Genomic DNA, 21,731 nt, shown 5'->3' with positions numbered 1-21,731 from the left:
TATCTGGTTATCGCTTATCTAAGTGCATCGTACTTTGATAGACTTGGCTTTAAAAAAGCCGTTGAGTTGAAACAGCAGATAAGTAAAGATCTAAACAAACACTACCGGAACAGCACCTTTGAAATGCAAGAACCGGGCTTTTGTTTTTTAGGAGTTTAGGAATTAAAACTGGAGTACAGTTTTTTCAACAAAATAATCAGCAACCGAAAGAAGCTCCGCTTCGCTCAGCTCTTCATTTTTTATACTGATATTATCACCGCGCATCAACAGACTCAGGCCGCTTTTATTCTCAGTTAACTGCCCTTTAATCAGCTCAGCTAAAATGAAATGCAGTTTAATGCAGTCTTTATCCTGGCATTCTTTTACTATTTTAATATCGGTTAAACGACACTCTGGATAAGGAAGCTCCATATAGAACCATTCCTTATCCTTATCATCCAGTTTAGTTAATCCATTAGCTCCAAGCTGATCTGTACGAATCAAGCCCTCTTTATTCACCCATGAGGTTAACGTACTCTGCAGGTTGCAGTCATAAAGCTCTACATAGGATGAATTACAGATATTTAATATGCCATGATGACAGGCCAGGTAATCAATACTGCGGTTTTCCGGTCTTTGTAAACGCTGTACATAATTATAAAACTTAAACATCGCCTGATAATTAAAAGCGTTGACTATCTGCACCGATTCAGCTGGATTATGCCTAAACGCTTTTTCAATAGCAGATTCTACCAATGCAGCTAAAGTATTACTTTGCTCAGGAAATGCAAAATCAATATCTGTCAGCTCTTCTTGAACAGCTGCGCTAGCATCAGAAAAGCGGTAATAAGCTTTCTCCTGTTCGTACTGCATCTCCATTATTGTTACCCCGGCTATCGGCGCACCAAGCTGTTCAAGCTTAATCTCAACTTCAGACAAATATTGCTTCAACGTATTGGCAGAATTAACCTGGCGAATTTCAATAAGCTGATGTGCCCCGGTTTTTTCAACATCAAAAAGAACCATAGGATCAAGACCGTCTTCATCAATAATCTGCTGCATCGGCTCCTTTTTCTGAAGCATCATCTCGGTAATTGCAGCTGATTCTCGCGGTGCTTCATTCACTTTATAAAAATCAAATTTTTCCAGTTTTCTCTCACTCAGGTAATTAAACACGCAATGAAGAATAGTGCTGGCAAAAATCCACAATAAAGAACTGGACAACGGCAGACGGTAGTCAACAAACTCAGGTACAAGGTAGTGTATTATCAGAGCCGCTGCGACTGCCCATAAAACGGCTGTCGCTATCTTGATATTACGTAATGGTGAATTTTTGTATATTTTAAAATCGTAAAATGCGATGGAGAACATACACAGTGTCAAAGTCAACAGCAGTATATTCACAGAATTAATAAGCAGCGGACCGGCGGCGTGTGTCATTATCAGCACAGAGCCAGTTATCAGGCAGGCAAGAAGAATAACGGCAAGATGATAATTCACTTTTTGTCGATTGAGTAATTCAGTCATATAAAATTCAGTATGCTTTAAGCTAAACAGTCCCTCTAAAATTGACTTGTTAAGATATCTAAAAAAGATCTCTCTGTCAGCATTTATTCTCTAAAGAGTCGACATCCGTACCACTATTGACCTTGGTGGATAATGGGCAATAATAACAGCACTCACAGCCTGTATATTGAACCTTTGTGGTTTATTATATTTTGACCTTTAAAAACAAAGGCTAACAAACTTACACAGAAAAAAACCGAGCAACATAACATTGATTTACGGGCTGATTAATTAAATTAGGAAGTGAAAATAACAGGAGGGTTTATTAGCCTATAAATTAACCGGTAATCATAAAGACGGCAGTAATATATCCGGCAGCCTGATTTTCACTGCCGGATAAACTAAAATAGAATGTCTACATCGTCACTTTCAGACAGGAAACGGCATGTTCAAAGCCGCCCTGCAGTTCCGGCCGGGTTTGTGCGCAGCCGGCATCTGCCTGCGGACAGCGGGTGCGGAAAACACAACCAGAAGGAGGATTGATCGGCGAAGGCAGATCACCTTCGAGCATCTCTATTTTTTTAGCTCGTTCCAGCCTAGGATCCGGAATTGGTACGGCAGACATCAACGCCTTGGTATAAGGATGTTTAGGATCATCAAACAAAGCTTTGCACTCTGCAAACTCAACCTCATTACCTAAGTACATCACTAACACCCGATCTGAGATATGTTTAACCACGGACAAATCATGCGCGATAAATACCAGACTCAAACCTAACTCTTTCTGTAACTCTTTCAGCAGGTTAACCACCTGAGCCTGAATCGATACATCTAAAGCTGAAACCGGCTCATCACAGATAATCATTTTAGGTTTTAAAATCAGCGCACGGGCAATGCCGATACGCTGACACTGTCCGCCCGAAAATTCATGGGGATAGCGGTTTATTACATTCGGTAATAAACCCACTTTATCCATCATCTCTTTGACCTGCTCTTTAACTTCTGCTTTGCTTAATTTCGGATAAAAGGTACGCAGCGGTTCAGCAATAATATCACCGACACTCATACGCGGATTTAACGATGCCAGGGGATCCTGGAAAATCATCTGAATCTCTTTACGCTTTAGGCGCATCACCTTGTCATCAAGCTGAGTCAAGTCGTCGCCCAGCCACACCACACTACCTTCTGTTGCTTCAACCAGGCCGATAATAGCACGCGCTAAGGTGGATTTTCCACAGCCGGACTCGCCGACCACACCCAATGTTTCACCTTCAAACAGCTGTATACTGACACCGTCAACCGCTTTCAGTTTTGCTGGTTTTGCCCAGGGCAAAATAGACTTAGAAGGAATGCTAAAATGTACTTTCAGGTCTTTAATATCAAGAATTAATTTTTTTTCGGCTTCCATTACCAGGACTCCCATTCAGAAAAACAGGCACGAGAGCGGCCGTCAGCAAATGCTGACAGTTCAGGGGACTCTTCACCACAGCGCTCAAATGCACGATGGCAGCGGTCCTGATAAGGACAGCCCGGCGGCAGATTAAGCAAATTCGGTGGGTTACCAGGGATCGTCGGCAGTATTTCCCCTTCTGTATCAATACGCGGAATGGCTTTTAACAGCCCTTCTGCATAAGGATGACTCGGTTTGTAGAAAATATCCTCCACAGAGCCGTATTCCATGGTTCTTCCGGCATACATTACCAGCACTTTGTCACAGCTGCCGGCAACCACCCCCAAATCGTGGGTGATCATAATAATTGCAGTATTAAACTTATGCTTTAACTCGTTAAGCAGATCCATAATCTGCGCCTGAATGGTCACATCCAGTGCCGTTGTCGGTTCGTCGGCAATCAGCAGTTTTGGGCGGCATAAAAGCGCCATTGCAATCATCACACGCTGACGCATACCGCCGGAGAACTCGTGCGGATACATATCAATACGTGCCCGTGCTTCAGGAATTTTAACCGCTTCCAGCATTCTAACCGATTCTTCAAAGGCCTCTTTTTTACTCATGCCTTTATGGTGAATAAGCACTTCCATCATCTGTGCGCTGACCTTCATATAGGGATTCAGCGAGGTCATCGGATCCTGAAAAATCATCGCAATCTGTTCGGCCCGCACTTTATTTAATGCTTTTTCAGGCAGATTAAGGATTTCTTTACCTTCAAATTTCGCACTGCCGGAAATAATCCCGTTTTTAGCTAACAGCCCCATCAGTGCAAATACAGTCTGTGATTTACCTGATCCCGACTCACCTACAATACCCAGTGTTTCACCGGGCTGTAGAGAGAAATTTAAATCATTCACTGCGGTAACCACACCATCTTGGGTGGTAAATTCAACGCGCAGATCTTTTACCTCTAATAAACTCATTTTACTTTCCTTTATCTGTCTTTCGGATCAAGCGCGTCACGCAGACCATCACCAATATAATTAAAACAGAATAGAGTGATAACCATAAATGCTGCCGGGAAACTTAACTGCCAGATAGCCACTTCCATTGTCTGCGCCCCTTCCTGCAGCAGTGCGCCCCAGCTGGTCATCGGCTCCTGTACACCAAGTCCTAAGAAACTAAGGAAAGATTCCGTCAAGATCATGCTCGGTACCAGCAGCGTTGAATAAACAGCAACAATACCTAATACATTTGGAATAATATGACGTCTGATAATATTCCATTTGCTCACGCCTGATACATGAGCAGCTTCAATAAACTCTTTGCTGCGTAAACTTAATGTCTGACCGCGAACAATCCGCGCCATATCAAGCCAGGCGATAGCGCCGATCGCAACGAAAATAAGAATAATATTACGGCCGAAAAAGGTCACTAATACAATCACTAAAAACATAAACGGAATCGAGTACAGTATTTCCAGAATACGCATCATTGCCCGGTCGGTTTTACCGCCGATAAAACCCGATGTAGCCCCATAAACCGTACCGATAACTACAGCCACTAATGCCCCTAATACCCCGACCATCAGTGAGATTCGCCCACCGATAAAGGTACGGACAAACAAGTCTCGTCCAAGACTGTCGGTACCAAACAAGTGCACGGCAGACGGTGCTTCATGCAGGGCGTACCAATCGGTATCGTCAAACGCAAACTCGCTGAGCATAGGTACGAAAATGACAGAGAGAGTAATAAGAACGAGAATAACCAGGCTCACCATAGCGGCTTTATTACGCATAAAACGAATGCGCGCATCCTGCCACAAGCTGCGGCCTTCGATTTCTAAATTTTCACTGAATTTATCGAGCGCATCTAAATTTTGTTTATTTGTTAACATAAGATCCGTCCTTTAATAGCGAATTTTTGGATCGACATAAGCCAGCAGAATATCGACGATGGCATTGAATACGATAAATAGGAAACCAATAAGAATGGTTACACCCATTACTAATGAATAATCGCGGTTAAAAGCGGCATTAACAAACAACTTGCCGATACCCGGTAAACCGAAAATAGTTTCAATCACCACGGAGCCGGTAATAATGCCCACAAAGGCAGGTCCCATATAAGAAACAACCGGCAGCATGGCAGGTTTTAATGCATGTCTTAAAACAATATAGGAATAACTCAGGCCTTTCGAGCGTGCGGTACGAATAAAGTTACTGTTTAAAACTTCAATCATGCTGCCGCGGGTAATACGCGCGAAGGTTGCCACATAAAGCATCGACATGCCCAGTACCGGCAGTACCATATATTGGATTGAACCGTCGAGCCAGCCGCCTGCCGGGAACCAGCCTAAATTAATAGAAAAGATATAAATAAGCACGGGCGCTAACACAAAGGACGGCATAACAATGCCGAGCATCGCCGTGGACATAACGCTGTAATCCAGCCAGGTATTCTGCCGTAGAGCAGCAATAGTGCCTACTGCAACACCAAACACAACCGCAAAAACAAAGGCAACGGAGCCTATTTTAGCAGAAACCGGCAAAGCGGCTGATACCAGTTCATTAACAGTAAAGTCTTTGTATTTAAAGGAAGGACCTAAATCCCCCTGAATAACATTAGTTAAATAGGTTGTATACTGTTCAAGAACAGGTTTATCTAAACCATATTTAGCATTAATATTTTCCATCACCTGCGGCGGCAGCGTGCGCTCACTAGAAAATGGACTACCGGGCGCAAAACGCATTAAGAAGAAAGAGACAGTGATCAATATCAACATGGTTGGTATTGCTTCAAGAACCCTTTTTAGTATGAATTTAAACATAATTCACTCTGTTATATATTATCAGTATCCGATAAATTTCTATTCATCTGCATAACTAAAAGCCGTCGGTTACAACAGTACAAACTGCTGTTAGCAGCGTCCTACACCTGAATAGAGTACTTACTTATCGGAGCGGTTATAACCAGATAATCTGATTATATGTAAATGAAAAAGAGGCCGGATAGCCTCTTTTGTAGGTCTTTATTTATTTCGCGATAATATACATATCTTTTGAATAAAGTTTATCTTCGGCATTATTTACCGCATAACCACCGACGTGAGGATTAACCAGACGGGTTGTTACATACTGATAAATAGGCGCAATCGGCATATCTTCAGTCAGCAGTGCTTCCTGGGCATAATATAATTTCTCGCGCTCAGCTGCTGATGTTGTTTCAATAGCCTGTTTAATTAGGCTGTCGTAAGCGGCACTTTTATAATGAATACCACCGGTTGTATTAGATCCTTCCATTAACGAAGTAAATGTTGACGGTTCGTTATAATCACCACACCAGCCGGCACGAGCCGCTTCAAAATTACCCAGTTTTTTAGTTTCTAGGTAAGTTTTCCATTCCTGGTTTTCAAGCGTCACATCAACGTTCAGGGTTTTCTTCCACATTGAGCCGATCGCTACCGCTAATTTTTTATGATTCTCACTGGTATTGTAAAGCAGAGAGAATTTAAGCGGATTTGCGTCGTTATAACCAGCCTCAGCTAACAGAGCTTTCGCTTTGGCATTACGCTCTTTCTGACTCAGTTTACCGTAAGCAGGAGTTTCAGGAGTGAAGTCAGAAATAATTTCAGGTGTTAAGAAATACGCTGGTTTCTGGCCTTGACCGAGTAATATTTTAGCAACCACATCACGGTCAATAGCATAAGAAACCGCTTTACGTACACGCAGATCATTAAACGGCGGCTTATGAGTATTAAAGTTATAATAATAAGTACAAAGGTTACCTTTTATCGCAAGAGAATCACTATGCTCTTTCTTCAGACGCTTAAAATGCTCATTCGGCACTTCATAGGTCATATCCAGCTCACCGGAAAGAAAACGGTTCATTTCTGCGACCTGATTTTCAATCGGTAAGAAAGTGACTTTAGTTAATACCGTATTCGCGTTATCCCAGTACTGTTTATTCTGCACCAGTTCAATGCGTTCATTAACTACCCAGTTATTAACAACAAATGCACCGTTACCAACAAAGTTTTCAGCTTTAGTCCATTTATCACCGTATTTTTCAACAGTGGCTTTATGTACAGGTTTAACAGTCGTGTGGCCCATCATCATTACAAAATAAGGTACTGCACTGTCTAACTTTACTTCAAAGGTATAATCATCAACGGCTTTTACACCTAAGGTACTTTTATCTTTTTTACCGGCAATAATATCTTCGGCATTAACCATAGTGGTCATTTCAAGATACCAAGAATAAGGAGAGGCGGTTGCCGGGTCTACTGCACGCTGAAAACTGTAAACGAAATCATGTGCGGTTACCGGATCACCGTTCGACCATTTTGCATTTTTACGAAGATTGAAGGTAAAGGTTTTATTGTCTGGTGTTTCCCAGCTTTCAGCAACACCAGGAATAGTATTACCATTGGCATCCTGATTAACTAGGCCTTCTAAAAGATCACGAATAACATGCGATTCAGGCACCCCTTCAGTTTTCTGCGGGTCCAGGGAGGCAACTTCTGTACCGTTGCCGCGGATAAGCTCCTGCTTGGCGGCTAATTTCACCCCTTCAGGTACCACGGCGGCCGATGCGCTGAAACTCGCTCCCAGAAAACTACTCGCCAGTAACGCGGCAGTAAGCAGGTTTTTATTGAAATGCATATTTATCTCCATTAATTCTAGTATCCGTCATTAGATCAGTGGCAAAACCTATCAGCAAACACATATATAAAATCCAATCTTGATCAATTCTGAGAAGAATTTATCGACTTGACTTAACAGTATTTCTAAAAAAATGCCTTTAACACAGATTTTTGTACAAAGGTTAATCAAACAAATCAGCTGACAAGGTTAATATCAGAGGGATAATAATGGTAGTGAGCACTGCGCAACTGCAACAAAAGTGAATAGTAATTCATTAAAGTAGATTAAATAGTCACAACACGTGCGTTTTATTGTATATAGGCCGGCCGTTAATAGTAAAAATATTAGGCTGTTGTCCAGATGACAGCAGTCCTATTGCCTTAATTCATCTCTTTTAGCTGCTGCAGGGCTGACTCCTTGCCCGCTTGTAATAATTTTTTCTTTCTTAAGTAAGTAGAAACCTGTATTTCTATCTTCTCTAATAAATGTCTTGTATCCGTACCGTATTCAGACATCAGATTAATCCCCTCCTGCGCAATATTCGCTTTTTCAATACTGTCATATTTCATACAGGAGCTGCGGATCCGATACCATTGATCAATAGCGTTAGAGAAGACCCTCTGTGCACTTTAAGTCGACAGAGATACCTGCAGCAGTTTTCCCAGCGACTGCTCAACACTGCCCTGATGCTCTTTAAACTCCTTTATAAATGTTTGCTACCTGCTCACATTTTTATCCTTAGATAATAAAAAGCCTGTTTATCAACAACTCCTTCATTATATAGAGCAAACGGCTTAGCAATACGTGTTTCACCAGCAGCAAGCGTTCTGGCTGCTTTTTTAAAATTCGCATCGGTGCAGTGATTTTTAGAAAAAGCAGCCGTGCTGAGAAAAACTACGGCTAGCAGCGGGCAGGAACATACATTTTAAAAATTTTCGATTGCATAATTTACTCATAAAATAACATAGACTTATTAATTAACAGAGTCAGCCTATGGCAATGCTCAGCTAGGGCGTCATTTATGTAAAAGGTTAATTTGATCCTGATAGTGTTCTTTCACATTTATATACCGGCAGGCTGATAAAGCAAATATATAACTAATTGAAAGGTTAATCACCGACCCAGCTTTTCATACTGTCAGATAAAACACGCAGCTGCGCTTGTTTTATCTCTCCATCAGAGCGAAGCTGCTTTAATATAGAGGGAAGCTGTGCACGAACTTGAGAATCCGTCATACCGGGTTTCAGTTTGGGGTGATAGGCAATTTTTAATAACAGATAGTCCAAGCCGGTAAGATAGCTGTCAATACTGCGATCATTAAATATTGACGGGTAAACCAGCTCAGAATCATTAGGCAGGCCCATTAACTGGGTCAACTCTTCAACAACACATTCTACTAAACGCCCGTCTTGACGCGTTTTATCAACGGGAATAACAATTAAACCTCGTACAATTTCCTGTTTTGAGTTTATCTGATAATTTGCCAGACAGAATGCCGTTTTTAAAATTTCATCTAGATTTTTAATTTTTACGTGTTTAAGGATATCCGCCTTCATATTAGCGGCAGAAGTAAAAACTACAGTCACATTTGCTTGTGCTTCAGATTCTACAAAATAGATAGAGTGTCCGGTAATACTCTGTAAATGTTCGGCCTGAACCAAATACAAGCGGCGCTGCAGATCCGCACTGCCTAACTCGCTTTTTATAAATATTTTAAGTGGACGCTTCCAGCGGTTAAAGTTTAGTTTTTTATGGTTGGAGTATTCGCGTTTAAGTGCAATTTCGAGAAAACTGCTGCTGATATAACTTTCCTGCTGCCAGTGAGGCATTGCACTGAGCGAGCAGGAATAAATCCATAAAGAAGACAAGAATAAATTAACTATTAAACACTTATGTTTAATCATAAAAAACATATTAACTATCCTTAGCTAAAATTTCATGAGATAAACGAGACTATTTAATGAATTATACGACTGATTTTAAATTATTAATTAAAGTCAGTGACTTTCTCTAGTTCGTAAAACGATTCTGTTATTGTGTCTAACTTATCGTCTAATAATGCCCGCGCATCATTGAGCCCCTGGTTATAATAATAGCCTCCCACTTTTTCACTGAAAAAATCGAGTAAAAATTCCGCATCAAAATCACCGATCTCCTGATCCAACTCTTGATCAAAATACTTTTGAATCTGCGCAACTAATAAGGTTTTTTGCTCTCTTGAAAACTCAATATTCGCCATACTATTTCTCTTGTTAAGGTTGCTGTTATTTCAACTCGGTAATAGAGATCTGCTCAATCGCCTGGTTTAAATCACGGTATAAATTAATCGACAAGTTTTCCGCCAAGGATAAATAGGGAGAAATCAGTTCACTTTTCTCATTTTTAGCAACCGTCGGAGCCCCCTGATCAGTATCTTCGCGGTAACTGATATGCAGCGGCAGTGCGCCTAAAAATGGTAAATCAAACTGTTCGGCTAACTTTTTACCGCCGCCGGTACCAAAAATGGCTTCCTGATGGCCGCACTCACTGCAGGAGTAAAGACTCATATTTTCAACAATGCCCGCAACATTCACGGCAACTTTATTAAACATGCTGATCCCTTTTTTAGCATCAGTTAATGCAATATCCTGCGGCGTAGTAACCACTAATGCACTGGTCACCGGCACATTCTGCGACATAGTTAATTGAATATCTCCGGTGCCCGGCGGCATATCAACCACCAGGTAATCAAGTTCCGGCCAGTCGGTTTCATTTAATACCTGCGCTAATGCTTTACTGGCCATCGGGCCGCGCCAGATCATTGCATCTTCTTCGGCAACTAAAAAACCAATGCTGTTACAAACTAAGCCGTGCGCCTCTATCGGCAGCATAAGTTTCCCATCGGCACTGCTCGGCTGCGCATCCTTTACTCCCAGCATTGTAGGAATAGACGGGCCGTAAATATCCGCATCTAACATACCGACTTTAGCACCGTTGGCAGCTAAAGCTAAAGCAAGGTTAACACTTACAGTGGATTTACCCACCCCGCCTTTACCCGATGCCACCACCAGAATATTTTTTATATTAGGCAGCGTTGTTTTACTACTGTCTTTCTGTAGCGCTGCAACCTGGTACTCAACCTGCCAGCTTACCGTTTTAGACGTGATTTTCTCTAATTCAGCAGCACAATTCGTCTGTAATAAACTCAGCCATTGCGGGGCATAAAAAGGTAAATTCAGAGAGATCTTCGCAGACTGCCGGTCAAATTTAATGCGCTTATTTTCTAGCAGTTTGTTAATAATATCTGCTGAATCAGCTGCGCTTAAACAGTCAGTCACTTGCTCTGTTAGATCTTTTTTATTAAACAACATGTTTTGCCCTTTTCAAATCCTAATATTTCAGCAGTTTAACAAATAAGTACCTTATTTCACCCTTAAATAAAACAGGTGATCGCCTGCACCTATATAACAGTGGGATTTCCCGTTAATTTTGGGTAGAATTGCTCCTTCAAAAATTTAGGCTTATCCAAAAGGAATAAAAAATAAAATGGCAAATCAAGACCGTAAGATCCTTGTCACCTGTGCCCTGCCCTATGCAAATGGTCCAATCCATTTAGGTCATATGCTGGAGCATGTTCAAGCTGACATCTGGGTTCGTTTCCAGCGTTTACGTGGTAATAACATCCATTTTATTTGTGCTGATGACGCACACGGCACGCCTATTATGCTTAAAGCACAAGAGATGGGTATCCAGCCTGAAGAGATGATTGCCGATATTAAAGCATCACACGAAAGTGATTTTAAGGGTTTTGATATCAGCTTTGATCACTACCACTCGACGCATACAGAAGAAAACAAAGCACTGTCTTCACAAATTTATATCGCATTGCATGAAAATGGTTTCATCAAAACGAAAACTATCTCACAACTGTTTGATCCTGAAAAAGAGATGTTTTTACCGGATCGTTTTGTAAAAGGCACCTGCCCGAAATGTAAGTCTGAAGATCAATACGGTGATAACTGTGATAACTGCGGCGCAACCTACAGCCCGACAGAGATGATTAATCCAAAATCTGCCGTATCAGGTGCAACACCTGTAATGAAAGATACTGAGCACTTCTTTTTCGATCTGCCGCAGTTTGAAGATATGTTAAAAGTATGGACTAAATCAGGTGCACTGCAGACTGAAATGGCTAACAAAGTTGGCGAATGGTTTGAATTCGGTTTAAAACAGTGGGATATCACTCGTGATGCACCTTACTTTGGTTTTGAAATTCCTGATGCACCGGGTAAATACTTCTACGTATGGTTAGACGCACCAATCGGTTACATGGGCAGCTTCAAGCACCTTTGTGATAAAACTGCCGGCCTTGATTTTGACGAGTACTGGAAAAAAGACAGCACCACAGAACTGTACCATTTCATCGGTAAAGACATCGTTAACTTCCACAGCTTATTCTGGCCGGCTGTTTTAGAGGGCGCTGGTTTCCGTAAACCTACGGGCGTAAATGTACACGGTTACGTAACAGTGAACGGCGCGAAGATGTCTAAGTCTAAAGGCACTTTCATTAAAGCGAGTACTTACTTAGACAACCTGGATCCGGAATGTTTACGTTATTATTACGCGGCTAAACTAACCAGCCGTATTGATGATTTAGATCTTAATCTTGAAGATTTCACCCAGCGTGTAAACTCTGATGTGGTTAATAAATTAGTTAACCTTGCTTCTCGTACAGCCGGTTTCATCGCTAAAAAGTATGACGGTCAGTTATCAGAGACAGTTGCCGAGCCCGAGTTATACCAGTCGTTTATTGATGCAGGTGAAAGCATTGCAGCACTGTTTGAACAGCGTGATTTTGCCCGCGCTATTCGTGAAATCATGACATTAGCGGATCATGCCAACAAATATATTGATGACAAAGCACCGTGGGCATTAGCTAAGCAGGAAGGTAAAGAACTGGAAGTACAGGATATCTGTTCAATGGGTATCAATCTGTTCCGTGTATTGATGACTTACCTGAAACCAATTATGCCGAAACTGGCAGCACGCAGTGAAGACTTCCTTGCAGAAACACTAGACTGGGAAATCATTAAAACACCACTTGCCGGTCATAAGATCAACAAGTTCAAAGCGTTATTCCAGCGTATCGATCCGAAACATGTTGAAGCTATGGTTGATGCATCAAAAGACAGTATTGAAGCGGATAAAGCAGCTAAAGCGGCAGCAGCAGCGGCTGAGCTTGAAGCATCCAAGTCAGAGCTTGATAAAGAGCCGCTGGCACCGGAGATTGATTTTGATACCTTTGCTAAAACGGATTTACGTGTCGCGTTAATCGCCAAAGCCGAGCATGTGCCGAAAGCGAATAAACTACTTAAACTGACTTTAGATTTAGGCGGTGAAACACGCACAGTATTTGCCGGTATTAAATCAGCTTATAACCCGGAAGATCTTGAAGGTAAGCTGACTGTGATGGTTGCTAACCTTGCGCCCCGCCAGATGAAGTTTGGTTTATCTGAAGGTATGGTATTAGCAGCAGGCCCGGGTGGTAAAGAGATCCACATCCTGAATCCTGATGACGGTGCTAAACCAGGTCAGCGTATTATGTAATATTATCAACTCGATTTATTCGAGCTGATTTTTACATTTAAGAAGCCTCAAGTTATTCAATTAGCCTGGGGCTTTTTTGTATGTGGATGTTTTCAATCGTAGCACCTAAATGTGCTGTTTTCTCAGACTCTACAGGGAATACAAGCAAGCCCCTAGCCGGTTTACTTGGTTGTAGGCTTTCGCTTTAACTGATGGGTTCATCATTTATCGTTGGAGTTCCGCCCTTAACGGCGAGTGAACGATGAGAAACCGAAACGCAGTTTCGCAGTTCGAAGAAGTTATGCTCTTTGAACAGCCAAAGAAAAGTAACCAAAAGAAAGGCTGCCCAAGCCATTTTTATCTTACGCAGCCCAACCACTTTTTTACGCACCACCTCAGACATTACGTCCCTGTACTGACTGAGATTAGAAAAATCATCCATGATTTTTCTTGCTAAAGCGCTTGTTCTGCATAAGAAAATGGATGGGAATTCACAGCCGAATTGCTTTGGGTATTTAATACCAAAGCGATGTTTTTCCATGTAGCCAGCGCATATTTAAAATTTTTAATATTTTAGATAACAGATCCCTTTTACAAACCATAACCATTTGATAAACAGAGAAAACAGAACTAAAGTTTATTTTTAAAACAGATCTTTTTTGAGAGGAAATATTATGACTAATTCCGTGACCAAAATAGAGTGTGAGAATTGCGGCAAACCGTTTATTGGCGTATTTCGCGGCTTATTTGACGTAAGCAAAACATATACTGCAGCGTGTCCATCATGTGAAGAGCAGGTATTCTTTCCAGGTGTTGTCACACTTATTAACGAGGAAGTCCCTGATAATGCAGTAGAAATTATGTTAGCTTCAATTATTTGCGGGACATCAGACAGATAATAAGAGCAATTACTACAGCCCGAATAAAAACAGAATGAAAAAGCTGCAGCAATTCTGACAAAACAGAGCTTTAAACATCTGTATTGCCCAGAATTAACAGGCTCCTTCTATAGTTAGGTTATGCCTAATTCTTAGGTAACTGGCGGGCTAACATGAAAATAGAGTATTTATCCGAATCCAATCCAGACTACAAATGCTTAGAAGAATATATTGCTAATGGAAGTTTTGCTCCTGTCAGTAAACAATGGCTTATCGATGCACAAACAGAAAATAAGCTAGGCATAAACAGCATGACATCCCAGTCTGATGAACTTTTTTCAAACGAGAAAACAGACTCAACGATTAAACATCAATTAAGTTCAAATACGACAGTTCCAACTAAATATGATTCATTATTACAATATACTCTTGTTTCTACACTAATGAATAAGATAACCAGCTCTGCTGAAATACTGGCAGTAAATAATCAGCAAACTCCCTGCTTTGCATCTCTGCCGACTGGAGAAGGCAATGCATCGGCATTAAAACTTCCTGGTTCATCGAAAGTTTTTTTACTCTTTGATTCTCACTTATTTACATTCTGCAGCCTATTTTCTAAAGCTTTCTCATTGTGCTTACCTATTATCGTAAATGAAGATGAAAATGTTGAGTACTCAGTTGAACTCTCACAGCTAAAGTCTCATATAGAAAACAACAGCAATCAATGTATAGATAAAATTCAGGATCTTCTGCATTGTTTTTGTATAAATAAAAAGCCGCTTGAGGCAAAATCATACCTTGCTCCAGAGGTTTACCTGCCGCTAATTAATGTACTTAAAGATGGTATGCAGCTGATGATCGTCGGTCATGAGTTCGGCCATTTTTGTTCAGGTCATTTAGATAACGAATTTCAGTCTGCCGTAATAAACTCTGCTATTGAGGATGATCTAAGTGAGCTGCATACCAGAGAATATGAAGCAGATTTTTTAGGCGCGCTTTTAGCGATACAAGCGCTTAACTCCGACGGCAGGGACGTGGCGCTTTCATATGCTGCAGTCGAACTGTTTTATTCAGCCATGATTTTATGCGCCAGATACTCCCGTTTTATATTGGGCAAAAAAGATGAACACTTTGAAGAAACTGAAAGTGCTGCCCACCCCACTTTTATAAATCGGAAACACCTTATCCGCCATGCCGTTAAAAACGTTGAAGGCATTGAAAAATACAGAGATATAATAGATATTTTAGGTGAGTTTTCTGATCAGTGTGTAGATATGTTATGGATTGAGATAATGAAAAAGTCTAGCAGTTAGTAAGGCAGGTAAGAGCCTCATATATTGGTTTACCCGCAGTTTCCTATACACTGTTCAAGTACTGTAAAAACTTAACAACTACAGCATTAATTCTTTGAGGGTAATATGAAGGTAAAAATTGTTGTAAATAAAACACAGAATTCAATCGAAATTTCTCAAACAATACGTAATGAAGTATTTGTCCAGGAGCAAGACATCCCTGTTGAGTTAGACTTAGACGGGCTTGATAATCATTCATACCACGCACTGGCCTATATAAATGATACTGCAGTCGGGGCGGCCAGGCTGGCTCTGCTGGAAAATCATAATGCCGTTATGGCACGAGTGGCTATAACAAAAAACCATAGAGGTAAGGGAATAGCAGCAAAGCTGATTAAATCTTTATTAGTTAAAGCCGAGCAGTTGAACATAAACAACATAGAGATCCACGCGCATGCATACCTAAGAGAGTATTATGAAACATTTGGATTTAAATATATTAAACAAGTTGAAAAAGTGGGTGAACATCAGTTAATTAAAATGTGTTTGACACGGTAGAAGCACTTAGCTGAAAACACTTTATTTCAGAAAGAGCGCACTTAAATAAAATACACCTAACCTTTATTATTTAAACTACGCACAGAGCCGCGTAACACCAGCTCCCCTGAAAATGTATTTTGGCGACTGTCTGTTAAAGGTGAATTGTTAAGATGCGCCAATAATAGACGCATTGAATGGGCTACAAATTCATGGACTGGCTGTGACACAGAACTGATGCCCGGTTCAAAAAAATCTAATATCTCTTCATTGTCTAAACCAAACAGAGAAACATCTTCAGGAACAGATAATCCCGCTTCATGTAATGCTTTTAGCGCACCGATTGCCATCTGATCATTAAAACAGCAGAGTGCTGTAAAATCAGTGTTGCTTTGTATTAACTCTCGGCAGGCTTGATATCCGCCTTGATAAGAACGCACCGCTTGTCTTATTAATAAAGGATCAACTTCAAGCCCGTATTCAGCCAAAACCTGCTGGTATCCCTGCAGGCGCTCCTGGGAGGTTTTTTGATTTAACGGCGCAGCAATATAAGCAATGCGCTGATGTCCCTGCTTTATTAAATACTCAACGGGCAGCGAAGCATTTTTAACATTGTCTAACCAGACACTATGATTCGGGTGTTTGGGTAATTGACGGTTCATCACCACCAGCGGCACTTGAAACTCGTCGATCAAATCACTTAAAATATCTTCATTTATATTACTCTGGTCAAAAAAAGAGTTGTGATAATACAACACGGCATCACAACGGCGATCTACTAAAGCGCGGATAGATTGAACAGCACCGTCAGGCTGGTTAAAAGCCTGAGAAATAAGTAGAAATTTACCGCTTTGATCTGCCGTCTCCTGGCATTTTTCAATCAGCTGCGAAAGATATTGAGAAACAGCCGCACCGCGGGGGATCACCAAACCTATGGTATTGGTCTGCTGTCTGGAAAGCGACTGCGCTAATACATTAGGACGGTAATTAAGCTCTTCAACCGCTTTAAAAACCGCATCTTTTGTCGCCTGTGAAATTTTAGCGGTGCCGTTTAATACTCGAGACACCGTAGAAACGGCCACACCGGCCCTGCGCGAAACATCCTGCATAGTCGCCATAAATAATACCAGCCTTTTAAAACAAAAATAAAATGATAAAACTACTCAGCTGCCGTTAACAATCAATTAGCTAAAAGCCCAGACAAAAGTAAGACAACTCACCTTAATAAAAACAGCTAAGGTGAGCATAGATGAATTAACAGCCGGCACTATTATGGCTGTTAATTAAGTCTCGATACCAGTAAAAACTTTTTTTCTTAGAGCGCTGCAGATCCTTAAGATCAAACTCGTCACGATTCACATGGATAAAACCATAACGCTTTGAGCAGCCCTGATGAGTACTGACTAAATCGATTGCAGACCAGGGACAGTAACCAAAGACCTCAACCCCGTCACTTATCGCCATCTGAATCTGCTCAATATGCTGAGCTAAATATTCAATGCGGTAATCATCATTAATGGAGCCGTCCTGCTCCACTTTATCAAAGGCACCCAGGCCGTTTTCAGTGACAATAAGCGGCAGTGCATAACGTTCATAAATTTCGCGGAAGGTATTGCGAAAACCTACTGGATCAATTTCCCAGCCGAATTCATTAACCCCCAGATTAGGATTAGAGGCTCCTTTATACATGCCCTCTTCACCCACCACTATCTGCTGATCTCCTGTAGAGTTTTTATCATCGACACCCGTACTGGCAGCAACAGTTTGTGTTGAGTAGTAGTTAAAAGCGATAAAATCAGGTTTTGCACTGGCCATAACGGCCATATCTCCGTCTTCGATATTAGGCAGTGCATTACGCTGCTTAAGAAAATTCCAGGCAATATTATTGTAACGCCCGTAAACCGCCATATCTAAATATAACCAGTTACGAATTGCTGAGCAGTTATTTGCGGCTAATACGTCTTCAGGTTTACAAGATGCTGGATAGATAGAGGCGATGTTTGGCGCAGGACCAATTTTAGCCCCTGCTAGCATTTCATGGCAAAGCACCATAACTTTTGCCTGTGCTAATAACATATGGTGATTCTGCTGATAAAGATCCTGCAGCGGGTTTTCAACATCAGCACTGTTTGAAGTGCCAAGCGCATCACCGTGTAAGATCATCATATTCTGTTCATTAATGGTTAACCAGTAGTTAACCCTGTCACCAAAATATTCAAACAGTGTTTTACTAAAGCCGGCAAAAGCATCAACCGTGACACGATTTGACCAGCCGCCTTTTTCAGCAAGCGCATAAGGCAAGTCAAAATGATACATAGTGACTATGGGTACAATACCGTGAGCAATCAATTCATTGATCAGGTTATTGTAAAATTCAATGCCCTGCATATTTATTTCACCGTCGCCCAGCGGGTAAATACGTGTCCAGGCAATGGAAAAACGATAAGCTTTTAAACCCAGTTGAGAAAATAGTTTTACGTCTTGTTTATAGTGATGATAATGATCGCTGGTCACTTTAAAATCGGTTGTTCCCGCTACAACATTTGCCATATCAATAACAGACGGGCCTTTTCCATCTTCATTCCATGCACCTTCAACTTGATAGGCCGACGTTGAAGCTCCCCAGAAAAAATCCTTTGGAAAGACTTCACTTTTATTTAAAGACATTGTTAACCCCTTAATAAACGAAAAATTAATAAAATTTATACTCTGCCGGCGCGCCGGCATGTTTCGCAAAAGTTTTCTTCACATAGAGCACCTGCTCAAACTTTTCAACCCAAACATGTAAGCGGTTACATTTTCGGGTTGATTAAGCCGGCTTAAATTATCCATAAAACCTTTGAATAGATTATTGCTTAAACCTGTTCTTGTGAAAAAGAACGATATCGTGCAAGCGGTTGCATTGCAAGTAAATATAAATACTTTATTAATTAATCAATAGAAAACAATGTATTGGAAATACACAATCATGAATGAGCCAAACGGAGAAATATTCTTGTTAATCGTTATAAAGTGGAAAAGAGGGCTAAGCAGCTGCGCATAAAAGCGGGAAATCCCCTTCAAAAAGAGGTCACCAGTCAGCTTTTAACTGACTGGTATTATGAGTAAATCAGAGGATGATTACTTCGCAGCCTTACGGCGAAGGAAGGCAAAACCAAGCAGACCGACTAAGCTCCATACACCTGTTGAACCGCCGCTTTTTTCTTCCGGTGTCACATTGCTGTCAACTGAATCAGCAACCGAAAAAGTAATCGGCTCAGCGGCAAACTTCTGCTTATCTGAGGCATCAGTAATAATATGCAGCATAGTGTAATCACCTTCTTCTAAAGCGGCGATTTCAAATACAACATAACCAGCTTCAAAATCAGCAGCTTCAAGCACTTTTTGCTGAGTATTGCTAAGTTTAACTGAACGTGTATTTACTCCCTCACTAATAATAGTTGAAGCAATATCGCCAACAACAAGTGGAACTAGAGCGGTTTTAGACGCATCAAGCAGGTTTAAGGAAACCTTAAACACATTACCAGAAATAATACCAGAAGGCGTTGCCGGCGCATCCATTGGTAACTCTACTTGATCAGGGAAATCCGGAGTAACTCCCGGTACTTCAGGATCAGTATTAAGACCAAAGTTCAGTACAACAATAGCAGGATCGTGATCAGAAGAGCGATATGCATCATTGTACTTCGAAAAATCACCTGAGTTTTTCGTTGGATATTCAAACAGCGTTGATTCAGGTGCATTTATATTCCAATCGATACCGTCAACAACCATACTGTTAAGTGATGGTGACACTAAAATATAATCCAGAGTACCAACTTCATCGTTGTAAGAGTAACTATAAGAAGATGGGTGTAGATTCTTAATGGCATTAGCGTAACCGTAAGACTCAGTAATAACAGCCCCGTCGTCACCATGAAGCTGTACACCGCCAGCATCAGGCGTTCCGCCAATGTAAGTGCTGCGAGCCGCTTTAATCACATAATCTTCAGGCGCATTATCACGGTTAGTAAATACCATGATTGGATCTTCATTGGCATAGGAGTTTAAATCACCAATGATCATTTTATGACCATCAATCGTTGCCATCACTTTACCCAGGTGATAAGCCCCCGATACACGAAACGCGGCACATGATCCCTGCTTATCGAGATCTCCCGGCGATTCAAAGTTTTCCCAGCACGCTGAGCCTTTTGATTTCAAGTGATTAACTGCAATGGTTAATTTCTCATCAGATCCGACAATGTTAAAGGTCGGCGTAACAGCATTACGCATAAAACTGTCGACAGCAACGATATTACCCTTATCATCAGTTCGCGTAGTATGCTGCTCCGGCATCTTGATTACGCGGGCTGTTTCAAGGCTGACTTTAGATGCTTTGAAAATCACGTGACTTGTAATTGCGTCGCTACCGATAAATCCTTCTTCAGTCAAATCATCACTAGCAGGCTGAGATATTGAGTAGTGGTCAGCTTCGTCAAGTTTTTCATTAAGACGGCTCACCAGATTAACAATTGCAGAGTTTTCACCAAAACCGTTGTTTTCTACTTCCATTAGACCAAGAATATCAGCATCGAGTGCAGTCATTGCACTGACTATTTTAGCCGCCTGAACTTCAAATTCATCAAGAGATTTAGCACCGCGATTTTGCTTTAGCGGGTTTTCAGGACCACCAAACGGTGAGTTAAAGTAATTAAGTACGTTAAACGTGGCAATACTAATATCGCCCTCTTTAATAACAGGCGCTTCCGTTCTATCTGTCCCCTCACGAACAAAAGTATCTTGATCGGCTTCATTGGTTACAAATAAACGGTAATCATTGTAAGAATAGGTTATCACCCCTTCTAACCCGTCAACGCGATCACCAATACGGATGTAATTGTCCGCAGAGCCGTTTTGGTTTGTATCCTGTCCGAATCCAGGATACCAAGGTACAACCCCTCGAGGTGCTTTTGCAAAAGACTCAACAATAATTCGTTTGTCTTTATTGCTCTGTGTTTGTGCTGCCGCTTCAGTACTGCCAGGCACGTTTGACTGATTAGGATGCTGATTAACACGTGCATTTGCAATCACCATATTGTCGCGATATGGTCCAAAATCGTAACCATAGGTACGTGTTACGTGCATATCCGATTCTTTATCGAATTTCACCAGCATGCCTTCATGGCGCTCCAGCGTAACACTGAAGTTTTCATCCTCTTCCAGAACGCGAATAATTCGAGCTTCAGGTAGTTCATGGCCTGAACTGAGAACTTTTACTTCGGGGCCGACTTTATCTTCAGTTCCTACAATTTGTGTCCAGCTATAACTCTCTTTAACTTTACCTGTTACTTCAACTTTGTCGCCAACGCTCAGACCTAAGACAGTATCTTTATTGTAGGTAGCATCAACGAAAACCCCTTCTGAAGTCTTTGGATTACCGTCGCCGTCTTTATCCTGAATAAAGAAACCAACAGGTAAATCTTTACCTAATTTTTTTGTTTGAATAGCAGTAACCAGCCCTTTAACGATAAAGGTCTCATCTGAGATGTATTTGTAATTCGCAGGATCCGTGTAAGGAGAGTGCATTCCCTCCCCTTGAAGGCCCATAATATTTTCAGTGATAATATTTTCTGCTTGAGCGCTGAATGATAACGCAGCAAAAATAGAGAGAACTATTGCATTTTTTTTCATTTCTTATCCTTAATTACAACAGCCCGGTATTGATAACAACAGGCCGTTAATATGATTACTTATCAGTAATTCGTTTATTAGTTGAATATTTATTATTTTGATTAAATAAGTCTTTTTAGGCTTTCCTATAGAGCAGATCAGCGAATCAAGAATGAACACATGACCACAGAAGAGGCATATGTACTTTCTTATCATCCACTGCATGAATAACACTTTTTATCTGTTAATCAGCATTTTTCAGCGGCTTTATCAAATAGTTCCCTTA

18 protein-coding genes are annotated in these 21,731 nt (G+C 41.1%); 4 read left to right on the top strand and 14 right to left on the bottom strand.

Annotated features, from left to right (window positions below; genetic code table 11):
• Positions 1-162 precede the first annotated feature (162 nt).
• From G327_RS0114090 to apbC, 10 genes are all read right to left on the bottom strand, one after another.
• The gene (locus G327_RS0114090; RefSeq protein WP_019615437.1) at positions 163-1,506 is read right to left on the bottom strand and encodes a hypothetical protein; all 1,344 of its coding nucleotides are present in this window, start codon (positions 1,504-1,506) and stop codon (positions 163-165) included.
• 394 nt (positions 1,507-1,900) lie between these two features.
• Entirely contained in the window at positions 1,901-2,893 is a 993-nt protein-coding gene (gene oppF, locus G327_RS0114085) for a murein tripeptide/oligopeptide ABC transporter ATP binding protein OppF (protein ID WP_019615436.1), read from the bottom strand.
• A complete protein-coding gene (oppD, locus tag G327_RS0114080) occupies positions 2,893-3,858 on the bottom strand; it encodes an oligopeptide ABC transporter ATP-binding protein OppD (protein WP_019615435.1) in 966 nt (321 codons plus the stop codon). Before oppD ends, oppF begins: the two co-directional genes overlap by 1 nt.
• An 11-nt stretch (positions 3,859-3,869) precedes the next feature.
• Positions 3,870-4,772, bottom strand: a complete 903-nt coding sequence (gene oppC, locus G327_RS0114075; protein ID WP_019615434.1) for an oligopeptide ABC transporter permease OppC — start codon at positions 4,770-4,772, stop codon at positions 3,870-3,872.
• A 12-nt stretch (positions 4,773-4,784) separates the two neighbouring features.
• Complete coding sequence (gene oppB / locus G327_RS0114070) at positions 4,785-5,705, bottom strand: oligopeptide ABC transporter permease OppB (protein WP_026339366.1); 921 nt, start codon at positions 5,703-5,705, stop codon at positions 4,785-4,787.
• A gap of 205 nt (positions 5,706-5,910) precedes the next feature.
• Positions 5,911-7,539 carry an ABC transporter substrate-binding protein gene (locus tag G327_RS0114065; protein ID WP_019615432.1) on the bottom strand — a complete coding sequence of 543 codons (1,629 nt, stop codon included), beginning with the start codon at positions 7,537-7,539 and terminating at the stop codon, positions 5,911-5,913.
• 362 nt (positions 7,540-7,901) lie between these two features.
• Entirely contained in the window at positions 7,902-8,090 is a 189-nt protein-coding gene (locus G327_RS0114060; protein ID WP_019615431.1) for a hypothetical protein, read from the bottom strand.
• 540 nt (positions 8,091-8,630) lie between these two features.
• Complete coding sequence (locus tag G327_RS0114055; protein WP_019615430.1) at positions 8,631-9,434, bottom strand: DUF2927 domain-containing protein; 804 nt, start codon at positions 9,432-9,434, stop codon at positions 8,631-8,633.
• Between the two features lie 74 nt (positions 9,435-9,508).
• Positions 9,509-9,760 (bottom strand): DUF2164 domain-containing protein, encoded by a 252-nt coding sequence (locus tag G327_RS0114050; protein WP_019615429.1) that lies wholly within the window; start codon positions 9,758-9,760, stop codon positions 9,509-9,511.
• 25 nt (positions 9,761-9,785) lie between these two features.
• Entirely contained in the window at positions 9,786-10,871 is a 1,086-nt protein-coding gene (apbC, locus tag G327_RS0114045) for an iron-sulfur cluster carrier protein ApbC (protein WP_019615428.1), read from the bottom strand.
• 175 nt (positions 10,872-11,046) lie between these two features.
• Between apbC and metG the strand changes: the two genes are divergently transcribed.
• Positions 11,047-13,107 carry a methionine--tRNA ligase gene (metG, locus tag G327_RS0114040; RefSeq protein ID WP_019615427.1) on the top strand — a complete coding sequence of 687 codons (2,061 nt, stop codon included), beginning with the start codon at positions 11,047-11,049 and terminating at the stop codon, positions 13,105-13,107.
• 184 nt (positions 13,108-13,291) lie between these two features.
• On the opposite strand, the gene G327_RS0114035 is transcribed toward metG, so the two are convergent.
• Positions 13,292-13,627: a hypothetical protein gene (locus G327_RS0114035; protein WP_157601140.1), complete on the bottom strand. Its 336-nt coding sequence runs from the start codon at positions 13,625-13,627 to the stop codon at positions 13,292-13,294.
• A 133-nt stretch (positions 13,628-13,760) separates the two neighbouring features.
• On the opposite strand from G327_RS0114035, the gene G327_RS0114030 reads away from it, so the two are divergent.
• From G327_RS0114030 to G327_RS0114020, 3 genes are all read left to right on the top strand, one after another.
• Positions 13,761-13,985 (top strand): hypothetical protein, encoded by a 225-nt coding sequence (locus G327_RS0114030; RefSeq protein WP_019615425.1) that lies wholly within the window; start codon positions 13,761-13,763, stop codon positions 13,983-13,985.
• 152 nt (positions 13,986-14,137) lie between these two features.
• Positions 14,138-15,277 carry a M48 family metalloprotease gene (locus G327_RS0114025; RefSeq protein WP_019615424.1) on the top strand — a complete coding sequence of 380 codons (1,140 nt, stop codon included), beginning with the start codon at positions 14,138-14,140 and terminating at the stop codon, positions 15,275-15,277.
• Between the two features lie 105 nt (positions 15,278-15,382).
• Positions 15,383-15,814 carry a GNAT family N-acetyltransferase gene (locus G327_RS0114020; protein WP_019615423.1) on the top strand — a complete coding sequence of 144 codons (432 nt, stop codon included), beginning with the start codon at positions 15,383-15,385 and terminating at the stop codon, positions 15,812-15,814.
• Positions 15,815-15,870: 56 nt separating this feature from the next.
• On the opposite strand, the gene G327_RS0114015 is transcribed toward G327_RS0114020, so the two are convergent.
• The 3 genes from G327_RS0114015 to G327_RS24760 all read right to left on the bottom strand — a co-directional run bounded on the left by G327_RS0114015 (position 15,871) and on the right by G327_RS24760 (position 21,466).
• A complete protein-coding gene (locus G327_RS0114015) occupies positions 15,871-16,911 on the bottom strand; it encodes a LacI family DNA-binding transcriptional regulator (RefSeq protein ID WP_019615422.1) in 1,041 nt (346 codons plus the stop codon).
• A 136-nt stretch (positions 16,912-17,047) separates the two neighbouring features.
• The gene (locus tag G327_RS0114010; RefSeq protein ID WP_019615421.1) at positions 17,048-18,460 is read right to left on the bottom strand and encodes a glycoside hydrolase family 1 protein; all 1,413 of its coding nucleotides are present in this window, start codon (positions 18,458-18,460) and stop codon (positions 17,048-17,050) included.
• A gap of 453 nt (positions 18,461-18,913) precedes the next feature.
• On the bottom strand, positions 18,914-21,466 hold the full coding sequence (locus G327_RS24760) for an ExeM/NucH family extracellular endonuclease (RefSeq protein WP_019615420.1): 2,553 nt from the start codon (positions 21,464-21,466) through the stop codon (positions 18,914-18,916).
• Positions 21,467-21,731 lie beyond the last annotated feature (265 nt).

This window comes from Psychromonas ossibalaenae ATCC BAA-1528 (genome assembly GCF_000381745.1).
In the GTDB taxonomy this organism is placed as follows: domain Bacteria; phylum Pseudomonadota; class Gammaproteobacteria; order Enterobacterales; family Psychromonadaceae; genus Psychromonas; species Psychromonas ossibalaenae.
The sequence above is the reverse complement of the archived record's forward strand: the minus strand, read 5'-3'. Positions and strand labels throughout refer to the sequence as shown.